We start from the raw sequence: 16,774 nt of genomic DNA, 5'->3' as shown, positions 1-16,774 counted from the left end.
GCGCCTCCGGTAGTTCACTACGAACAGTGAACGGTACCGGAATGCCCAAGAGATGGCAAAGGTACGGTCAAAATCGCAGGTCAGAGACGTTTACCAAGTCATCAGCGGCCATAGGCCTGCCGAGCGGCCGCGACCTGGCGGAGGACCTGGGGCACCACCTGACTACCCGGAGGTACCAGCAAAGGCTCGTACGTCCAGGCGTGGCCGACCCACGGGTCCGCGAGGTGGTCCTCCGGGGTCGGGGTGAGCCGCATCAGGGAGCGCCACAGCGGATCGAGGATCGGGCCGTACGCCCGCGCGTCGTCGCGGTCCGCCACCATCAGCAGGTGCACGCCGACGGAGGGCCCCTCGTCGGCGAGGTAGCGCAGCTGGTTGACGGTGCGGTCGTCGAAGCCGTACGGGAAGTCGTTGACGATCAGCAGCTGCTCGGCGGTGTCCAGGTCCACCGGCAGCGCGTCCGGGGCGCCGGCCCGGATCGCCATCTGCACCAGGTCCACCCGCTCGGTCATCTTCCCGATCAGCGCGGCCACCCCGGCCGTGCCCACGGCGGGCGGCACGCGCAGCGCGCCCGTGTCGGTCAGCGGGGCGAGCGCGGCGGAGCCGGTGCCCGCCGGGTCGATCACGTGCACCGAGAAGTCGCCCGCCGGGTAGGCGGCGAGCAGCCGGGCGGCGATGGTGACCGCGACGTTGAGCGCCAGGCGCCGGTCCTGCGCGCTGTCGATCCACAGGCCGCGCTCCAGCGGCAGCCTGACCAGCAGCGGGATCCTCAGCTCGGGGGTCTCCGGCAGGTGCAGGTTGCCGAGCCTGACGGCCATCGGCACCTCCATCGGCACCGTGTAGCCGTGCCAGACCGGGCTCTCCCAGCCGGCGTAGGGCGGCGGCAGCGCCGGCTCGACGACCTCGGACTCGGCGCGCAACTGCGCCAGGTCGCGGTCGAGCACGGCACGGGCCTGGTCCACGAGGTCGGCCTGCTTGGCGCGGGCCTGGTCGCGGGCGGCGTCCGCGGCCGGTCCCACGCGGGTGCGCGGGTCGGCCAGCATCCGGTCCAGCTCCTGGTCGAGCCGGGACTCGGCGAAATCGACGGCGCTGCGGTACGCGGCGGTGGAGCGGGCCAGGTCCTCGAACATGCCCCAGACCTGGTTGTAGAGCCGCTCCTCCATCGTCCAGCCGCTGGCGTCGCCGGCGACGGGCTGCGGTGCGCTCCGCGGGGGCGCGGCGTCGGCCGGGTGGCCGGCCGGTGCGTGCGCGGGCCGGGGCGGGGCCGGCGGGGCGGTGTGCCGCCGGGGGTGCTGGTAGCTGATCGGGCCGCCGGCGGGTGACCCGCCGGACGGTGCCGGGGAGCCTGCCGGCGGGGTCCGGGGCGGCGGCGGGGCGACCGAGCGGGCCAACCCCTTCGCCACCGCGTCCTGGATGCCCGCGGCGAGCCGGGCCGCCTCCGGGACACCGTGGTCGAGCAGCAGCGCGGACAGGCCGCCCGCGTACCCCTGGCCGACCGCGCGGACCTTCCACGCGCCCTGCCGGCGGTAGAGCTCGACGGCGACGACCGCCGTCTCCGGGCCGAGCCCGGTGATGGTGAACCCGGCGACCTCGGCACCGTCCAGCGTGGTGACCGCGACATGCGGAGCGGCCACCACGCCGAAGGAGGCCGGGACACCGGTCACCGTGGGAAGTGCGAGCAGCACGTGGACCCGGTGGACGTCCTCGGAGAGGACGCCCAGGTCCACCGCGAGCCGGTGGGAGGCGGCGGCCTGCTGGGACACCTCGAGGCCGGGGAGGTGCGGCGATCCGGGGTGGGCGATCCACTCCGTGCCGCTCACCCGCCCCTGCTCGTCACCCAGGGTGGCCACGGCCACCACCGGCGTGCCCGCCGACACCCGGATCTCCAGACGGCCGGCGCCCTCGGGCCCGGCCGGGAGCGGATGATTCTGTCCCCGGACCAGCTCGGCAGCCATGCCGCCACCCCCCATTGGTGTTGTACGCGCCGTGCTTGTGACGCGCTTGGTGCTCGTTGAGCGTGTGGTGCCTGTGGTGCTTGCTGTGCCTGTGGTGCTGGTGGTGCTGTTGCGCCGTCGGCGTCAGAGCGCCGGCAGGATCGACGGCATCAGGTCCTGGAACGTCCGGCCGGCGGCCGGCGTACCGATGGCGGTCATCGACCAGCCGTTGCCCGCGCGCTGCACCTTGGCCATGATCTGCGCGGTGTACTGCCCGCCGCCGGTCAGGGTGTAGCGGGCCAGCTCCTGGCCGTTGGTCTCGTCGACGAGGCGGCAGAACGCGTTCTGCACCTCGGCGAAGGTCTGCCCGGTGAACGAGTTCACCGTGAAGACGATCTGGTCGATGTGGACCGGCACCCGCTGCAGGTCCACCAGGATCGACTCGTCGTCGCCACCCTGGCCGGCGCCGCCGACCAGGTTGTCGCCGGTGTGCCGGACGGAACCGTCGTCGCTGACCAGGTGCCGGAAGAACACCACGTCCACCGGCTGCTTGTCGGCGAAGAGCACCGCCGACGCGTCGAGGTCGATCTCCCGGGTGCGGCTGCCGAACAGCCCTCGGCGGGGCGCGGCCTGCCAGCCGAGCCCCATCCGAACGGCCGTCAGCGTCCCCCCGTCGGACTTGGTAAGGCTGATCTGCTGGCCCTTGGTCATGTTGACCGTCACGCGCTGTCCCCTCTCACCCGTCACCGGACTGTGTGCGGTTGTCCCGCACCCTAACAAGACGCTGGGACAGCGCACCCCGGTTCGTCCCAGGGGCTAGGCGATACCGGCCTCGCGCATCTGCCGGAGCTCCTTCTTCAAGTCCCCCAGCTCGTCCCGGAGTCGGCCCGCGATCTCGAACTTCAGCTCGGCCGCGGCGGCGTGCATCTGGTCGGTGAGCTCGGCGATCAGCTCCACCAGCTCCTCCGCCGGCAGGCTCTTGGCCACCCGCTTGCCGGCCGCCTTGGACGACAGTCCCGGCACCGGGGCCTTGCCCCGCGAGCGCTGCCGGCCGGAGCCCAGCAGCTCCTCGGTGTCCGCGTCCTCGCGCGCGAAGGAGTCGAGGATGCCCGCGATCTTCTTGCGGAGCGGCTGCGGGTCGATGCCGTGCTCGGTGTTGTAGGCGACCTGCTTCTCGCGGCGCCGGTTGGTCTCGTCGATGGCCTGCGCCATCGCGGGGGTGATCGTGTCGGCGTACATGTGCACCTCGCCGGAGACGTTGCGCGCCGCGCGGCCGATGGTCTGGATCAGGGAGGTGCCCGAGCGCAGGAAGCCCTGCTTGTCCGCGTCCAGGATCGCCACCAGCGACACCTCGGGCAGGTCCAGGCCCTCACGGAGCAGGTTGATGCCGACCAGCACGTCGTACTCGCCGGCCCGCAGCTCGCTCAGCAGCTCCATGCGGCGCAGCGTGTCGATGTCGCTGTGCAGGTACCGCACCTGGATGCCGAGCTCCAGCATGTAGTCGGTGAGGTCCTCGGACATCTTCTTGGTCAGGGTGGTGACCAGCACCCGCTCGTCGCGCTCGGTGCGCAGCCGGATCTCGTGCACCAGGTCGTCGATCTGCCCCTCGGTGGGCTTGACGATCACCTGCGGGTCGACCAGCCCGGTCGGGCGGATGATCTGCTCGACCGCGCCGTCGCCGCGCGACAGCTCGTACTTGCCGGGGGTAGCCGACAGGTAGACGGTCTGGCCGATGCGCTCCTGGAACTCCTCCCACTTCAGCGGGCGGTTGTCCATCGCCGACGGCAGCCGGAAGCCGTGGTCGACCAGGGTCCGCTTGCGGGAGGCGTCGCCCTCGTACATGGCGCCGATCTGCGGCACGGTGACGTGCGACTCGTCGATGACCAGGAGGAAGTCCTCCGGGAAGTAGTCGATGAGCGTGTTCGGCGCGGTGCCGGCCTCACGGCCGTCCATGTGGCGCGAGTAGTTCTCGATGCCGGAGCAACTGCCGATCTGCCGCATCATCTCGATGTCGTACGTGGTCCGCATGCGCAGCCGCTGGGCCTCCAGCAGCTTGCCCTGCTTCTCCATGGTCGCGAGGGTGGTCTCCAGCTCCTTCTCGATGGACGCGACGGCGCGCTCCATGCGCTCCGGGCCGGCCACGTAGTGCGTCGCCGGGAAGATGTACATCTCCCGGTCGTCACTGATGACCTCGCCGGTGAGCGGGTGCAGGGTGGAGATCGCCTCGATCTCGTCGCCGAACATCTCGATGCGGACGGCGAGCTCCTCGTAGACCGGGAAGATCTCGATGGTGTCGCCCCGGACCCGGAAGGTGCCCCGCTGGAACGCCAGGTCGTTGCGGGTGTACTGGATGTCCACGAACTTGCGCAGCAGCTGGTCGCGCTCGATCGTGTCACCGACGCGCAGCCGCACCATGCGGTCGACGTACTCCTGCGGGGTGCCGAGGCCGTAGATGCAGGAGACCGACGCGACGACCACGACGTCCCGCCGGGTCAGCAGCGAGTTCGTGGTGGAGTGGCGCAGCCGCTCGACCTCCTCGTTGATCGAGGAGTCCTTCTCGATGTAGGTGTCCGTCTGGGGGACGTACGCCTCCGGCTGGTAGTAGTCGTAGTACGACACGAAGTACTCGACGGCGTTGTTCGGCAGCAGCTCGCGGAACTCGTTCGCCAGCTGCGCCGCGAGGGTCTTGTTGGGCGCCATGACGAGCGTCGGCCGCTGAAGCCGTTCGATCATCCACGCCGTGGTCGCCGACTTTCCGGTGCCGGTCGCGCCGAGCAGGACGACATCCTTCTCACCTGCGCGAATACGCCGCTCCAGCTCATTGATGGCGGCCGGCTGGTCACCATTGGGCTGGAAGGGGCTGACGACCTCGAAGGGCGCCACAGTACGTTCGATGTCTGATACGGGCCGCATGTACCCACCGTACGGCCCGGCACTGACAATCCGACGGGATCACCGTGGGCGACGGCCGTGGACGGGTGCGCGGACCGGCTCGCGGACCGGTTTCCCGGCCGGCTCGTGGCTCCGCTGCTGCCCGGCGCCGGGCGGGTCCAGCGCCACCACGACGCCGGCCAGGAACAGGAAGACCACCGGGCCGATCAGGACGGGCGCCAGGATCGCGGCGGGCGAGGCGCCGCCCAGGCCGCCGGCGGTCCCCGAGTCGTGCAGGTGCACCCGGAGCGCGGCCATGCCCGTGTAGTGCATGCCGGTGACCGCGACGCCCATGATCAGACTGGCGCCCAGGCTCGCCACGAACCCCTTCACGGAGACCGCCGCCCACAGCGCCGCGGTGGCCGCCGCCACCGCGATGCCGATCGACAGGTACACCGTCGAGGTGGTGTAGGCGAGGTCCGCGTCCAGCCTCATGCCGGCCATGCCGAGGTAGTGCATGGCCGCCACCCCGACGCCGGTGATCGCCCCGGCGGCGAGCAGGACCGGCAGGCCGCGGCCGAGGAAGCCGACCAGGAAGACGCCGACACCGACCACCGCGATGGCCACCGCGAGGCTCGCGAAGGTGATCGACTTGTCGTAGTTGATCTCCACCTCGTCGACGGTGAACCCCATCATGGCGATGAAGTGCATCGTCCAGATGCCCGAGCCGATCGAGACGGCGCCCAGGGCCAGCCAGCCGGCCCGGCGCGACCGCTCCATGACGATCGCCCGGACCGTGCAGCGCAGCCCGAGCGCGGCGCCGAGGCAGGCCATGACGTAGGCCGCCACGGGGGTGGCCCAGCCGTACGTGAATCCGTCGACCGTTCCGTACCTGCCGTCCACAGCGGGCCCCCTCCGGCGCGTCGAGTGGCACACGATAGGACGAACGGCAGAACATCTGACCGAGTTTCAGATTCCTTTTACCGACCCGTGATCCGGGTGCACGGTGACCCGGCCGAGGGGTCCGTGCGGCCCCGAGGACAGGGCCGCGCGCAGCGCCGCCACCACGTGTGCCGGCCGCGCCGTCAGCGCCTCCGGCGGCACCCGGACGACCCGCAGGCCGCAGGTGTGCAGCGGGCCGCCGGCGCCGCCCGGCGGTCCGAGCTCCAGGGCCACCCCCTCGCGCGCCCAGTAGGCGTCCGGCCGCGCCAGGAACACGCCGTCCAGCCGGAGTTCGGGCCGCCACAGCGGCGGCCGCGGCCCCGCCAGCGCGGCGAGCGAACGCACCAGGCCGCCGAGCGGGCGGCGGGCCCGGCCGGGGGCCGACAGCTCCCGCAGCGTCTCGTCGATCCCGGGCCTGCGGGCGGGCGAGACGGTGCGCAGCTCGCCCGCCAGCTCGGCCGGGTCGACCCCCCGGTCCCACACCAGCTCGCGCAGGACCGCCCGCACCCAGTCCGGGTCGCACGACGCCCGCACCCCGTCCCCCGCGGCGCGCACCAGGGGCGCGACCGGCAGTTCGTCCACCACTTCGCGCCCGGCCAGGGCGCGCGCGTGGTGGACCCGCACCCAGGTGTGCGTCCTGAGCACGCGGTCGGCCGGCACCAGGACGTCGACCACCCGCACCTCGGCGGGGGCCACCACCTCGCGCATCCCGTGTAACGCCAGTGCCGCGATGCCCGTCAGCTGGGCCTGGGCGGGCGGGTAGCCGGCGTAGGCCAGGGCGGCGCGGCAGCGCTGCCAGGCGGACAGCGCGCCGCGCCGCAGCACCACCACCCGCGGCAGCACCCGCTGCCAGGGGCCGCCCGGCCCGCAGCGCTTGCGCAGGGCCACCTCCGACACCCCGATGCCGGCCAGCTGGCCGACCGTGACCACCTGCCGCTGGTCGCGGGCGAGGATACGCAGGGCCTGGGTGAAGTCGTTTCGCGTCATGCCGGTCCTCCTCCCCCACCGGAACCGGCCGACCACCCTCTGTGACACAGCTGTCGAGGAGCGGCACCCGCCCGGGTGACCGGCGCCGGGACGGGCTGACGGAGTGCGCTGACGGGGCTGGTTGACGGGCCGCCGGACGGCTCGGCCGACGGGCCCCGGCGGACGGTTCCGGCCCGGGCCGCGCGCCTGGTCCGGCCCGGTCCGCGCCCCGTCCCTGACCCCGGTCCGGCTCGGATCAGCCCGGGTTCGGCGGACCGCCGTGCGCTGTCGGTGGCCCGGCATACCCTGGCGCCATGACGAACACCGAGGAGCACGACGTGGCGGACGGGCCCGCCACCGTGGTCTGGACGCGGATGGACACCCCGATCGGCCGGCTGCTGCTCGCGGCGACCGCCCAGGGGCTGGTCAGCGTCGTCTTCCGGGCCGACGACGAGGTGACGGAGGCGTTCCTGGAGCGGCTGGGGCGCCGGCTGGGGATGGTCCCGGTCGAGGATTCCGGGGAGTCCGGGCGGCTCGCGCCCGCCGTCGCCCAGCTACGGGCGTACTTCGCCGGGGAGCTGCGCGACTTCACCCTCGACCTGGACTGGTCGCTGACCGCCGGGTTCAACCGCCGCGTCCAGCGCGAGCTGGCCACCGGGGTGCCGTACGGCTCGGTCGTCGGCTACCAGGACCTCGCCGACCGTGTCGGGGAGCCCGGCGCCGCCCGCGCCGTCGGCACCGCCATGGGCGCCAACCCGCTGCCGATCGTCGTCCCGTGCCACCGCGTCGTGGAGAGCAACGGCGGCATAGGCGGCTTCGGCGGCGGGCTGGAGACGAAGCGCACGCTGCTGGCCCTGGAGGGGGTGCTCCCGGCGCCCCTGTTCTGACGCTGCTCCCACAGCGAGGGGGCGCCGGGTGCGGACCGTCAGGGGCAGCCGGGGTCGGCGGCGTCGACCGACAGCGCGGCGCCCTCCGGCACCAGGTACGTGACGTACAGGACGACCGGCACCGTGCCGAGGTTGCGCCCGTTGTGCACCTTGCGGGCGCCGTCCGGCTCGACGAACGACTGGCCGGCGCTGCTGCGCTCGACCGAGCAGTCCGCCAGCGTCCTGGTCAGCGTGCCGGCCTGGACCACGGCGATCAGCGGCCCCTGGTGGTAGTGCCAGCCGGTCTCACCGCCGGGCGCGATGGTGATCGTCCGCACGACGACGTCCGTCCGCCCCTTGGTCTTGATCTTCAGGCCCTCGGCGGTGGTGCCCTTGGCGAGGACCGTCGCCGTCACCCCGCTGCCCGGTGTCGCCAGGGCCGCCGAGGGCAGCAGCCCCAGCGCCGCCACGCATCCCGCCACCGCCGACGCCCTGCGGATCCGGCGCGACCGCTGCCTGCTGGTGTCCATGGACGGGTCCTTCCGCAACGGGTTCGGGGAGCGTGGGACGGTTCAGGAAGCGGGAAGAGCCGCTCGGGGAGCCGGGGTACGGCTCAGGGAGCGTCGAAGCGGGCCGCCTCGACGAAGTCGGGGCGCGGGTCGAGGGCAGCGGCCAGCCGGAAGTGCCGCATCGCCTCGCTCTTGCGGCCGGCGCGCTGCAGCGTCCGGGCGAGGGCGAAGTGCGCGAACGCGTTGTCGGGTTCGCGCTCCAGCACGATCTGGAACTCGAGCTCGGCCGGGCGCAGTTGGGCGGCGGCGAAGAAGGCCCGGGCCCGCAGCAGGCGCGCGGCGGTGTTCTCCGGGTGGGCGGCGATGACCGAGTCCAGCAGCTTCACCGCGCCGCGCGGGTCACGGGCTTCCAGCAACTGCTCCGCGGCCCGGAAATCGATGACGTGGGTCTCGGGGGTCTGCTCGGCCACGGCCGCCTCCCTTGTGTCGTTCGTGACGACTGATCGTCGGCACAGACATACCCAACGCTCTCCCCCGCAATCGCATTCCGGGCGGTCGGGCGGGGTCCCGCGCTACCCTCCGACGCGGTCGCGCAGCTGCTGCCAGACCCGCTTGACCTGCGGTTCGAGTGCTTCCAGCGGGCCGTCGTTGTCCAGCACGACGTCGGCGATCGCGAGCCGCTGTGCGCGGGTGGCCTGGGCCGCCATCCGGGACCGCGCCTCGCCCCCGTCCATGCCGCGCAGCCGCACCAGCCGGTCGAGCTGGGTCTCCGGGGACGCGTCCACCACCACGACCAGCTCGTAGAGCTCCGCCAGCCCGTTCTCGGTGAGCAGCGGCACGTCGTGCACCACGATGTCATCCGGGCCCGCGGCCGCCTCCAGCTCGGCGGACCTGCGGCCCACCAGCGGGTGCACGATCGCGTTCAGGGCCCGCAGCCTGGCCGGGTCGGAGAAGACGATCGAGCCCAGCTTGGGGCGGTCGAGCGCGCCGTCGGAGGTCAGCACCTCCGTGCCGAACTCGTCCACCACGGCGGCCAGTCCCGGCGAGCCGGGCTCCACGACCTCCCGGGCGATCTTGTCCGCGTCCACCACGACCGCCCCGTACGACGCGAGCAGCCGCGACACTTCGCTCTTGCCGGCGCCGATACCGCCGGTCAGGCCCACCTTCAGCATGGCGTCAGCCTAGGTCACATCCCCCCGCCCTCGTCCGGCCGATGTGAGGACGCTTACAGAGCCTGCCCCCGGACGCGGCAGCGGCCGGTCGGAAGCCGACCGGCCGCTGCGCGACACATCCCTGACGACGGGCGTCAGCTTCCGTCGTCCTCCCGGTCCGCGAGGAACCGTTCGAACTCGGCGCCGAGGTCGTCGGCCGACGGCAGGTCGACCGGCTCCGCGATGAGGCTCTCCCGCGTCACCGAGCCGGCGACCGCGTCGTACTGGCTCTCCAGCCCGCGGACGACCGAGACCAGCTCGCCGTCGCCCTCGGCGACCTGGCGGTCGATCTCGCCGCGCACGGTGTGCGCCTCGGCGCGCAGCGCGTGCGCCACCTCGGGCAGCACCAGGCCGGTGGCGGCGGTGATGGCCTCCAGGACGGCGAGCGCCGCGTCCGGGTACGGGGAGCGCGAGAGGTAGTGCGGCACGTGGGCGGCCACGCCCAGCACGTCACGGCCCGCCTCGGCGAGCCGCAGCTCGATGAGGGACTCGGCGCTGCCGGGCACCGTCGCCTCGTCGAACCAGCTGCGGTGGCCGGGCATCAGGTCCACCCGGTTGCCGTGCGGGGTCAGCCCGACGGGGCGGGTGTGCGGCACGCCCATCGGGATGCCGTGGAAATTGATGGCCAGGCGCACCCCGAGCCGCTCGACGATCTGCAGCACGGCCGCGGAGAAGCGCTCCCACTCGACATCCGGCTCGGAGCCGGTCAGCAGCAGGAAGGGCGTTTCCGTGGTGTCACGCACGAGGTAGAGGGCGATCTCCGGCGCCTCGTAACCGGACCAGTGGTCGCGCTCGAAGAGCATCAGCGGCCGGCGGGCCCGGTAGTCGACCAGCCGGTCGGCGTCGAACCTGGCCACCAGCTGGTTGTCGAGCCGGTCCAGCAGCTGCTCCGCGATCTGCTCGCCGGTGTCGCCCGCGTCGATGTACCCCTCCAGGTGGTACAGCAACACGGGGCCGGTCTCCCCGACCGCCTCGTCCACGGCCTCGGCGCCGCCCGGCACGTATTCGTACAGCCCCTGCGGATCCAGCACTGTGATCGTTCCTCCTCGTTCTTCCTCCTCGGAAACGTGCGAGGAGCTGGGAGCATTCCCGCGATCGGGCCCGCTTCACCCCCCGACAACGCGGAAGGCCCGCCCCCCTCGCGGGGAACGGGCCTTCCGTCCGTACGGCTACCTGCGGGTCAGAGCGTCAGCTCTGGCCGCCGGCCAGCTTCTCGCGGAGCGCGGCCAGGGCCTCGTCCGACGCCAGGGCGCCGGAGTTGTCGTCCGACTCCGAGGAGTAGGAGCCGCCGCCACCGAGACCGGCGGAGCTGACGGCACCGGCGGGAGCGGCCGCACCCTCGGCCTCCGCCTTCTCGTCGGCCTCGCGGGACTTGATGACCTGCGCCTGGTGCTGCTCGAAGCGGGTCTGGGCCGTGGCGTACTGGCCTTCCCACTCCTCGCGCTGCTTCTCGAAGCCCTCGAGCCAGTCGTTGGTCTCGGGGTCGAAGCCCTCGGGGTAGATGTAGTTGCCCGCGTCGTCGTACGAGGCAGCCATACCGTAGAGGGTCGGGTCGAACTCGACCGAGGCCGGGTCGGCACCGAACGACTCGTTGGCCTGCTTCAGCGAGAGGCTGATGCGGCGGCGCTCGAGGTCGATGTCGATGACCTTGACGAAGATCTCGTCGTTGACCTGGACGACCTGCTCCGGGATCTCCACGTGGCGCTCGGCCAGCTCGGAGATGTGGACCAGGCCCTCGATGCCCTCGTCGACGCGCACGAACGCACCGAACGGGACGAGCTTGGTGACCTTACCGGGAACGACCTGGCCGATCTGGTGCGTCCGGGCGAACTGCTGCCACGGGTCCTCCTGCGTCGCCTTCAGCGACAGGGAGACACGCTCGCGGTCCATGTCCACGTCGAGAACCTCGACGGTGACCTCCTGGCCGACCTCGACAACCTCGGAGGGGTGGTCGATGTGCTTCCAGGACAGCTCGGAGACGTGCACGAGACCGTCGACGCCGCCGAGGTCCACGAACGCACCGAAGTTGACGATCGAGGAGACGACGCCGGAGCGGACCTGGCCCTTCTGCAGGGTCGTGAGGAAGGTCTGGCGGACCTCGCTCTGGGTCTGCTCGAGCCAGGCACGGCGGGACAGGACCACGTTGTTGCGGTTCTTGTCCAGCTCGATGATCTTGGCCTCGAGCTCCTTGCCCACGTACGGCTGGAGGTCGCGGACGCGACGCATCTCGACGAGCGAGGCCGGCAGGAAGCCGCGGAGGCCGATGTCCAGGATGAGACCACCCTTGACGACCTCGATGACGGTACCGGTGACGATCCCGTCTTCTTCCTTGATCTTCTCGATGGTGCCCCAGGCACGCTCGTACTGAGCGCGCTTCTTCGAGAGGATCAGGCGGCCTTCCTTGTCCTCCTTCTGGAGAACAAGGGCTTCGATCTCGTCGCCGACCTTGACGACCTCATTGGGGTCGACGTCGTGCTTGATCGAAAGCTCGCGGGACGGGATGACGCCCTCGGTCTTGTAACCGATGTCGAGCAGGACCTCGTCCCGGTCGACCTTTACGATCACGCCTTCGACGATGTCGCCGTCGTTGAAGTACTTGATCGTCGCATCGATCGCTGCGAGGAAGTCTTCCTCGGAACCGATGTCGTTGACCGCCACCTGCGGGGTGGTGCGCGTTGCCTCGGTGCTGCTCGTCATATGGGGAAGGGCTCCGGTACGGACAGAAGTTGTAGGTACTGCTACGCCAGGACCCGTGATCGCACCGCCGAAGCCGGACAGCCGCAAGGCAGACCTTCCAAAACGATTCGGAGAGTCGCCTCGAGGACCGAGGGGAAACAACCAGTGCGAGCGCAACCTGCTACGTCTGAGGTGCGCAGGCCCGCAGCGCAACTTGTAGCATACGGGGGCAGCCGGACAGGGTCAATGCGCGAAGGGCCCACGTGGGGCAGAACAGCCCATAACCGGCCCAAGTCCCCCCGTCACAGGTCCAACCAGAGAGTACGACGACAACCGCGATGAGCCAAGGACCCGAACCAGAAGCCACCCGGCGTACCGCCGGCGTCACGGAAAGCAGCCGGGCGAACCGCGGCTGGTGGGACCGGAACGCCGACGAGTACCAGGTCGAGCACGGAGCCTTCCTCGGCGACGGGAACTTCGTCTGGGGCCCGGAGGGGCTGGACGAGGCGGACGCGGGGCTGCTCGGCCCGGCCGCGGGCCTCGCGGGCCTGGCGGTGCTGGAGATCGGCGCGGGCGCGGCGCAGTGCTCGCGCTGGCTGCGGGCGCGCGGCGCGCGCCCGGTCGCCCTCGACCTCTCCCACCGCCAGCTGCAGCACGCGCGGCGGATCGACGAGGAGTCGGCGGACGGCGGCTTCCCGCTCGTGCAGGCGGACGCCGGGACGCTGCCGTTCGCCGACGCCTCCTTCGACCTGGCGTGCTCGGCGTACGGCGCGCTCCCCTTCGTCGCCGACTCCGAGCGCGTGCAGCGCGAGGTGCACCGCGTGCTGCGGCCGGGCGGGCGCTGGGTCTTCTCCGTCACCCACCCGATCCGCTGGGCCTTCCCCGACGAGCCGGGCCGCGAGGGGCTCACCGCCGTCTCCTCCTACTTCGACCGCACCCCCTACGTCGAGCAGGACGAGCGCGGGCTGGCCGAGTACGTCGAGCACCACCGCACCCTCGGCGACCGGGTGCGGGAGATCGCCGCGGCCGGCTTCCGGCTGGTCGACCTCGTCGAGCCGCAGTGGCCGGAGTGGAACACCCAGGAGTGGGGCGGCTGGTCACCGCTGCGCGGGAGCGTGCTGCCGGGCACCGCGATCTTCGTCTGCGTGCGGGGCTGACCGCTGCGGGCGGGACCGGCCGGGGTCGGGACCGACCGCCCCGTCCGGGGCAGGGCCGCGGCGTCCGCGGCCCGACCGGCCGGGGCACACTGGGCGGGTGATCCGCACCGGCTCCCTCGACCTGCCCGTCCAGACCGTCGTGCCCGCGCTGCTGCGGGCGCTCGACGAGCGGGGCTGCGCCGTGCTCGCCGCGCCGCCAGGCACCGGCAAGACCACCCTGGTCCCGCTCGCGCTGGCCGGGCTCCTCCCCCAGTACGAGCAGGCCCCGCACCGGGTGCTGGTGGCCGAGCCGCGCCGGATGGCGGCGCGGGCCGCCGCCCGGCGGATGGCGTGGCTGCTCGGCGAGGACGTCGGCGGGCGGATCGGCTTCACCGTGCGCGGCGAGCGGAAGGTCTCGGCCGCGACGGTCGTCGAGGTGGTGACGACCGGGGTGCTGCTGCAGCGGCTGCAGCGCGACCCGGAACTGGCCGGTGTCACCACCGTCGTGCTCGACGAGTGCCACGAACGGCACCTGGACGCCGACACCTCGATGGCGTTCCTGCTGGACGTACGGGCCGCCCTCCGCCCGGAGCTGCGGGTCGTCGCGGCCTCCGCCACCTCCGACACCGACGCCTGGGCCGCGCTGGTCGGGGGCCCGGACGGCGCCGCCCCGGTGGTCGAGGCCGAGGGCGTGCTGCACCCGGTCGCGGTCCAGTGGGCGCCGCCGGGCCGCCCGGTGCGCCCGCCGCACGGCATGCGGGTCGACCCGGCGCTGCTGGAGCACGTGGCGGCGGTGGTGCGGCGGGCGCTGCGCGAGCGGGAGGGGGACGTGCTGTGCTTCCTGCCGGGCGTCGGGGAGATCGCGCGGGTCGCCGGGATGCTGAACGGCCTCGACGTGGAGGTGCTGCAGCTGCACGGCCGGGCGCCGGCCGCCGTGCAGGACGCGGCGCTCGCGCCGGGCACCCGCCGCCGGGTGCTGCTGGCCACGTCGGTGGCCGAGTCGAGCCTGACCGTCCCCGGGGTGCGGATCGTGGTGGACGGCGGACTGGCGCGCGAGCCGCGGGTGGACCACGCGCGCGGCCTGGGCGCGCTGACGACGGTGCGGGTCTCGCACGCGTCCGCCCGCCAGCGGGCCGGGCGGGCCGGGCGCGAGGGGCCGGGAACGGTGTACCGCTGCTGGTCGCAGGCGGACGACGCCGGGCATCCGCGCCGCCCCGCACCGGAGATCGCCGTCGCCGACCTCGCCGCCTTCGCACTGCAGGCGGCGTGCTGGGGCGACCCGGACGCGGCCGGCCTCGCGCTGCTCGACGCCCCGCCGGCGGGCGCGATGGGCGCGGCCCGCGAGGTGCTGCTCGCGGTCGGCGCGGTGTCGGCCGAGGGCCGCGCCACCGACCGGGGCAAGCGGCTCAGCCGGCTCGGCGTGCACCCGCGCCTGGCCCGCGCGCTGCTCGACGGGGCCCGCGCGGTCGGCGCGCGCCGCGCGGCCGAGGTCGTGGCGCTGCTCAGCGAGGAGCCGCCGCGCGACTACGGCGACGACCTGGCCGCCGCCTGGCGGCAGGCCCGGCGCGGCGGCGACGGCTACGCGGCGCGCTGGCGCGCGGAGGCGGGGCGGCTGGAGTCCTCGCTGCGCCAGGCCGGGGCGGGCGCCGGGGGCGGGGGCGACGGCGGCGCTGACGACGCGGCCGCCGGGCTGGTGGCCGCCCTCGCCTTCCCCGAGCGGGTGGCGCGGGCGCGCGGCGCCGGCACGTACCTGATGGCGTCGGGGACGGCGGCGGAGCTGGGGGCCGGCTCCCGGCTGGGGACGCCCGGCTGGCTGGCCGTCGCGGTCGCCGACCGGCCGGTGGCGGCGGTCTCGGCGCGGGTGCGGCTGGCCGCGGTGATCGACGAGGCGACCGCCCGCACCGCGGCGGCCCCGCTGCTGGCGGCGGGCGAGGAGGTGCGCTGGTCCGACGGCGACGTGGTGGCGCGCAGCGTGGAGCGGCTGGGCGCGGTGGAGCTGACGGCGCGCCCGCTGCGCTCGCCGGACCGGGCGCTGCTGCGCGCGGCCGTCGCCGAGGGGCTGCGGCGCGAGGGGACCGGGCTGCTGCGCTGGTCGCGGGACGCGCAGGACACCCGCCGCCGGCTGGCGTTCCTGCACCGGGAGTTGGGCGAGCCGTGGCCGGACGTGTCGGAGCAGGCGCTGCTGGACACCATGGACGAGTGGCTCGGCCCCGAGCTGGCGAAGGCCCGGCGCCGCGCGGACCTGGAGCGGGTCGACGCGGGCGGCCCGCTGGGCCGGCTGCTGCCGTGGGCGGGCGGCGCCGCCGCCCGGTTCGGCGAACTGGCCCCCGAGCGGATCGAGGTGCCCAGCGGTTCGCGGATCCGGGTGGACTACGAGGGCGACCAGCCGGTGCTGGCGGTCAAGCTGCAGGAGCTGTTCGGCTGGCAGCAGACACCGCGGATCGCGGGCGGGCGGGTCCCGCTCCTGGTCCACCTGCTGTCCCCGGCGGGCCGGCCCGCCGCCGTCACCGCCGACCTCGCCTCGTTCTGGCAGGGCGGCTACCGCTCGGTCCGTGCCGAGCTGCGCGGCCGCTACCCCAAGCACCCGTGGCCCGAGGACCCGGCGACCGCGGCGCCCACCCGCCGCACGAACCAGCGGCCCGCCGGGGGCCTCAGGCGATGACCGGCTGCGGGTCGGGGTCCACCTCGCGCAGCGGGTCGAGCGGCGCCGGGTCGGCCGGGCGGCGGCCGCGCGCCTCCAGGAGCAGGCTCAGCGCGAGCAGCGCGACGCCCAGGATCACAAAGCCCCAGGGCAGGTAGCTGGTCAGCAGCAGGATGAGCCGGCGCTGCGACTTCACCAGGTCGACGGTGGAGTCGATGTAGTCCTCGCGCATCTTCACCTCGCCGGCGAAGACGGTCACCGGCTTGGTGTCGGGGGCCTGCGGGAAGCGAAGCTCCTCGCGGTGCACCTCCTCGCCGTTGACGGGGGCGCCGGTGGTGGGGTCGATCCAGAACTTGCGCACGGTGGTGTACCAGCGCTCCACCGAGCCGCCGAGCGAGGCCTCGGTGACGCCGCCGGGCATCTTCTTCGGCAGCGGGACCTTCACCCAGGGGACGGTCTGCTCGAAGTAGTAGACGGTCAGGCCGCGGAACTGCTGCGTCGCCTTGTAGTGGATGGGCGCGGACGTCCGGGACTGCGCGTCGAAGTAGAAGTAGTCGCGCTTCTCGGTGAGGAACGGGAACTTGAACTCCACGCCCTCGCGGTGCACGGGGTCGCCGTCGACGCTCTCGCTCGCGGTGTGCACCGGGTCCTGGGTGTGGGCGTCGAAGACGTACCGCTCGGGGATCTCCGAGACCATCTTGCCGTCCGGTCCGGCCACGAAGGACAGCGCGTCCCAGACCACGACGTCGCGGCCGGTGTCGGCCTTGACCTTCTTGGACTCCGCGACGTTGCCCTTGAGCGTCTGGACGATGCTGAGCTTGGGGACGATCTGCGGCTTGAGCGAGAGGTAGTCGACGAGCAGGGTGGCGTTCTTCGCCTCCAGGACCACCGACTGGTACTCGTTGGCGGGCACCTTGGCCAGGCGCGGGAAGGCGTACCAGCGCAGCATGGGCGACAGGGTCGCGAAGAAGACGGCGAAGGCGAGCAGCACCAGGCTGGACTTGCGGCGCATCGGGACGCTTCCC

14 protein-coding genes are annotated in these 16,774 nt (G+C 73.1%); 3 read left to right on the top strand and 11 right to left on the bottom strand.

The features are described 5' to 3' along the window. Window positions 1-101 precede the first annotated feature (101 nt). The 5 genes from ABZ721_RS25070 to ABZ721_RS25050 all read right to left on the bottom strand — a co-directional run bounded on the left by ABZ721_RS25070 (window position 102) and on the right by ABZ721_RS25050 (window position 6,731). Window positions 102-1,952 (bottom strand): TerD family protein, encoded by a 1,851-nt coding sequence (locus ABZ721_RS25070; RefSeq protein ID WP_358790927.1) that lies wholly within the window; start codon window positions 1,950-1,952, stop codon window positions 102-104. 123 nt (window positions 1,953-2,075) lie between these two features. Further along, a complete protein-coding gene (locus tag ABZ721_RS25065) occupies window positions 2,076-2,654 on the bottom strand; it encodes a TerD family protein (RefSeq protein ID WP_358790926.1) in 579 nt (192 codons plus the stop codon). A 93-nt stretch (window positions 2,655-2,747) separates the two neighbouring features. After that, window positions 2,748-4,844, bottom strand: a complete 2,097-nt coding sequence (uvrB, locus tag ABZ721_RS25060) for an excinuclease ABC subunit UvrB (RefSeq protein WP_358790925.1) — start codon at window positions 4,842-4,844, stop codon at window positions 2,748-2,750. 39 nt (window positions 4,845-4,883) lie between these two features. Next, complete coding sequence (locus ABZ721_RS25055; protein WP_358790956.1) at window positions 4,884-5,636, bottom strand: MHYT domain-containing protein; 753 nt, start codon at window positions 5,634-5,636, stop codon at window positions 4,884-4,886. A gap of 135 nt (window positions 5,637-5,771) precedes the next feature. Beyond that, entirely contained in the window at window positions 5,772-6,731 is a 960-nt protein-coding gene (locus ABZ721_RS25050) for a hypothetical protein (protein ID WP_358790924.1), read from the bottom strand. Window positions 6,732-7,024: 293 nt separating this feature from the next. Between ABZ721_RS25050 and ABZ721_RS25045 the strand changes: the two genes are divergently transcribed. Then, window positions 7,025-7,597 (top strand): methylated-DNA--[protein]-cysteine S-methyltransferase, encoded by a 573-nt coding sequence (locus tag ABZ721_RS25045; RefSeq protein ID WP_358790923.1) that lies wholly within the window; start codon window positions 7,025-7,027, stop codon window positions 7,595-7,597. A gap of 38 nt (window positions 7,598-7,635) precedes the next feature. Here the strand turns inward: ABZ721_RS25045 and ABZ721_RS25040 are convergent, their stop codons facing one another. The 5 genes from ABZ721_RS25040 to rpsA form a co-directional block, all read right to left on the bottom strand. After that, complete coding sequence (locus ABZ721_RS25040; RefSeq protein WP_358790922.1) at window positions 7,636-8,106, bottom strand: cupin domain-containing protein; 471 nt, start codon at window positions 8,104-8,106, stop codon at window positions 7,636-7,638. A gap of 83 nt (window positions 8,107-8,189) precedes the next feature. Next, window positions 8,190-8,555 carry a tetratricopeptide repeat protein gene (locus ABZ721_RS25035; protein WP_358790921.1) on the bottom strand — a complete coding sequence of 122 codons (366 nt, stop codon included), beginning with the start codon at window positions 8,553-8,555 and terminating at the stop codon, window positions 8,190-8,192. A gap of 102 nt (window positions 8,556-8,657) precedes the next feature. Next, window positions 8,658-9,257, bottom strand: a complete 600-nt coding sequence (coaE, locus tag ABZ721_RS25030) for a dephospho-CoA kinase (protein ID WP_358790920.1) — start codon at window positions 9,255-9,257, stop codon at window positions 8,658-8,660. A gap of 134 nt (window positions 9,258-9,391) precedes the next feature. Then, window positions 9,392-10,327, bottom strand: coding sequence for a PAC2 family protein (locus ABZ721_RS25025; protein WP_358790919.1), 936 nt, complete (start codon window positions 10,325-10,327; stop codon window positions 9,392-9,394). A 157-nt stretch (window positions 10,328-10,484) separates the two neighbouring features. Beyond that, entirely contained in the window at window positions 10,485-11,993 is a 1,509-nt protein-coding gene (rpsA, locus tag ABZ721_RS25020) for a 30S ribosomal protein S1 (RefSeq protein ID WP_358790918.1), read from the bottom strand. A 317-nt stretch (window positions 11,994-12,310) separates the two neighbouring features. Between rpsA and ABZ721_RS25015 the strand changes: the two genes are divergently transcribed. Together ABZ721_RS25015 and hrpB are read left to right on the top strand one after the other, a co-directional pair. Further along, window positions 12,311-13,129: a class I SAM-dependent methyltransferase gene (locus tag ABZ721_RS25015; protein WP_358790917.1), complete on the top strand. Its 819-nt coding sequence runs from the start codon at window positions 12,311-12,313 to the stop codon at window positions 13,127-13,129. Window positions 13,130-13,226: 97 nt separating this feature from the next. Continuing rightward, on the top strand, window positions 13,227-15,770 hold the full coding sequence (hrpB, locus tag ABZ721_RS25010; RefSeq protein WP_358790916.1) for an ATP-dependent helicase HrpB: 2,544 nt from the start codon (window positions 13,227-13,229) through the stop codon (window positions 15,768-15,770). Here the strand turns inward: hrpB and ABZ721_RS25005 are convergent. Continuing rightward, window positions 15,760-16,761: a DUF3068 domain-containing protein gene (locus tag ABZ721_RS25005; RefSeq protein WP_358790915.1), complete on the bottom strand. Its 1,002-nt coding sequence runs from the start codon at window positions 16,759-16,761 to the stop codon at window positions 15,760-15,762. The genes hrpB and ABZ721_RS25005 overlap by 11 nt on opposite strands. Window positions 16,762-16,774: the final 13 nt, after the last annotated feature.

Origin of the sequence: Streptomyces sp. NPDC006733 (assembly GCF_040636125.1) — a bacterium.
Classification (GTDB): Bacteria; Actinomycetota; Actinomycetes; order Streptomycetales; family Streptomycetaceae; genus Actinacidiphila.
This window is presented reverse-complemented; position numbering and strand designations above follow the sequence as displayed.

What these genes read in the sequence shown, in the direction of transcription:
- ABZ721_RS25070 (WP_358790927.1), bottom strand. Translation starts at nt 1,952, where the DNA reads ATGGCTGCCGAGCTGGTCCGGGGACAGAATCATCCGCTCCCGGCCGGG.
- uvrB (WP_358790925.1), bottom strand. Translation starts at nt 4,844, where the DNA reads ATGCGGCCCGTATCAGACATCGAACGTACTGTGGCGCCCTTCGAGGTC.
- ABZ721_RS25055 (WP_358790956.1), bottom strand. Translation starts at nt 5,636, where the DNA reads ATGGCCTGCCTCGGCGCCGCGCTCGGGCTGCGCTGCACGGTCCGGGCG.
- ABZ721_RS25050 (WP_358790924.1), bottom strand. Translation starts at nt 6,731, where the DNA reads ATGACGCGAAACGACTTCACCCAGGCCCTGCGTATCCTCGCCCGCGAC.
- ABZ721_RS25045 (WP_358790923.1), top strand. Translation starts at nt 7,025, where the DNA reads ATGACGAACACCGAGGAGCACGACGTGGCGGACGGGCCCGCCACCGTG.
- ABZ721_RS25040 (WP_358790922.1), bottom strand. Translation starts at nt 8,106, where the DNA reads ATGGACACCAGCAGGCAGCGGTCGCGCCGGATCCGCAGGGCGTCGGCG.
- coaE (WP_358790920.1), bottom strand. Translation starts at nt 9,257, where the DNA reads ATGCTGAAGGTGGGCCTGACCGGCGGTATCGGCGCCGGCAAGAGCGAA.
- rpsA (WP_358790918.1), bottom strand. Translation starts at nt 11,993, where the DNA reads ATGACGAGCAGCACCGAGGCAACGCGCACCACCCCGCAGGTGGCGGTC.
- ABZ721_RS25015 (WP_358790917.1), top strand. Translation starts at nt 12,311, where the DNA reads ATGAGCCAAGGACCCGAACCAGAAGCCACCCGGCGTACCGCCGGCGTC.
- ABZ721_RS25005 (WP_358790915.1), bottom strand. Translation starts at nt 16,761, where the DNA reads ATGCGCCGCAAGTCCAGCCTGGTGCTGCTCGCCTTCGCCGTCTTCTTC.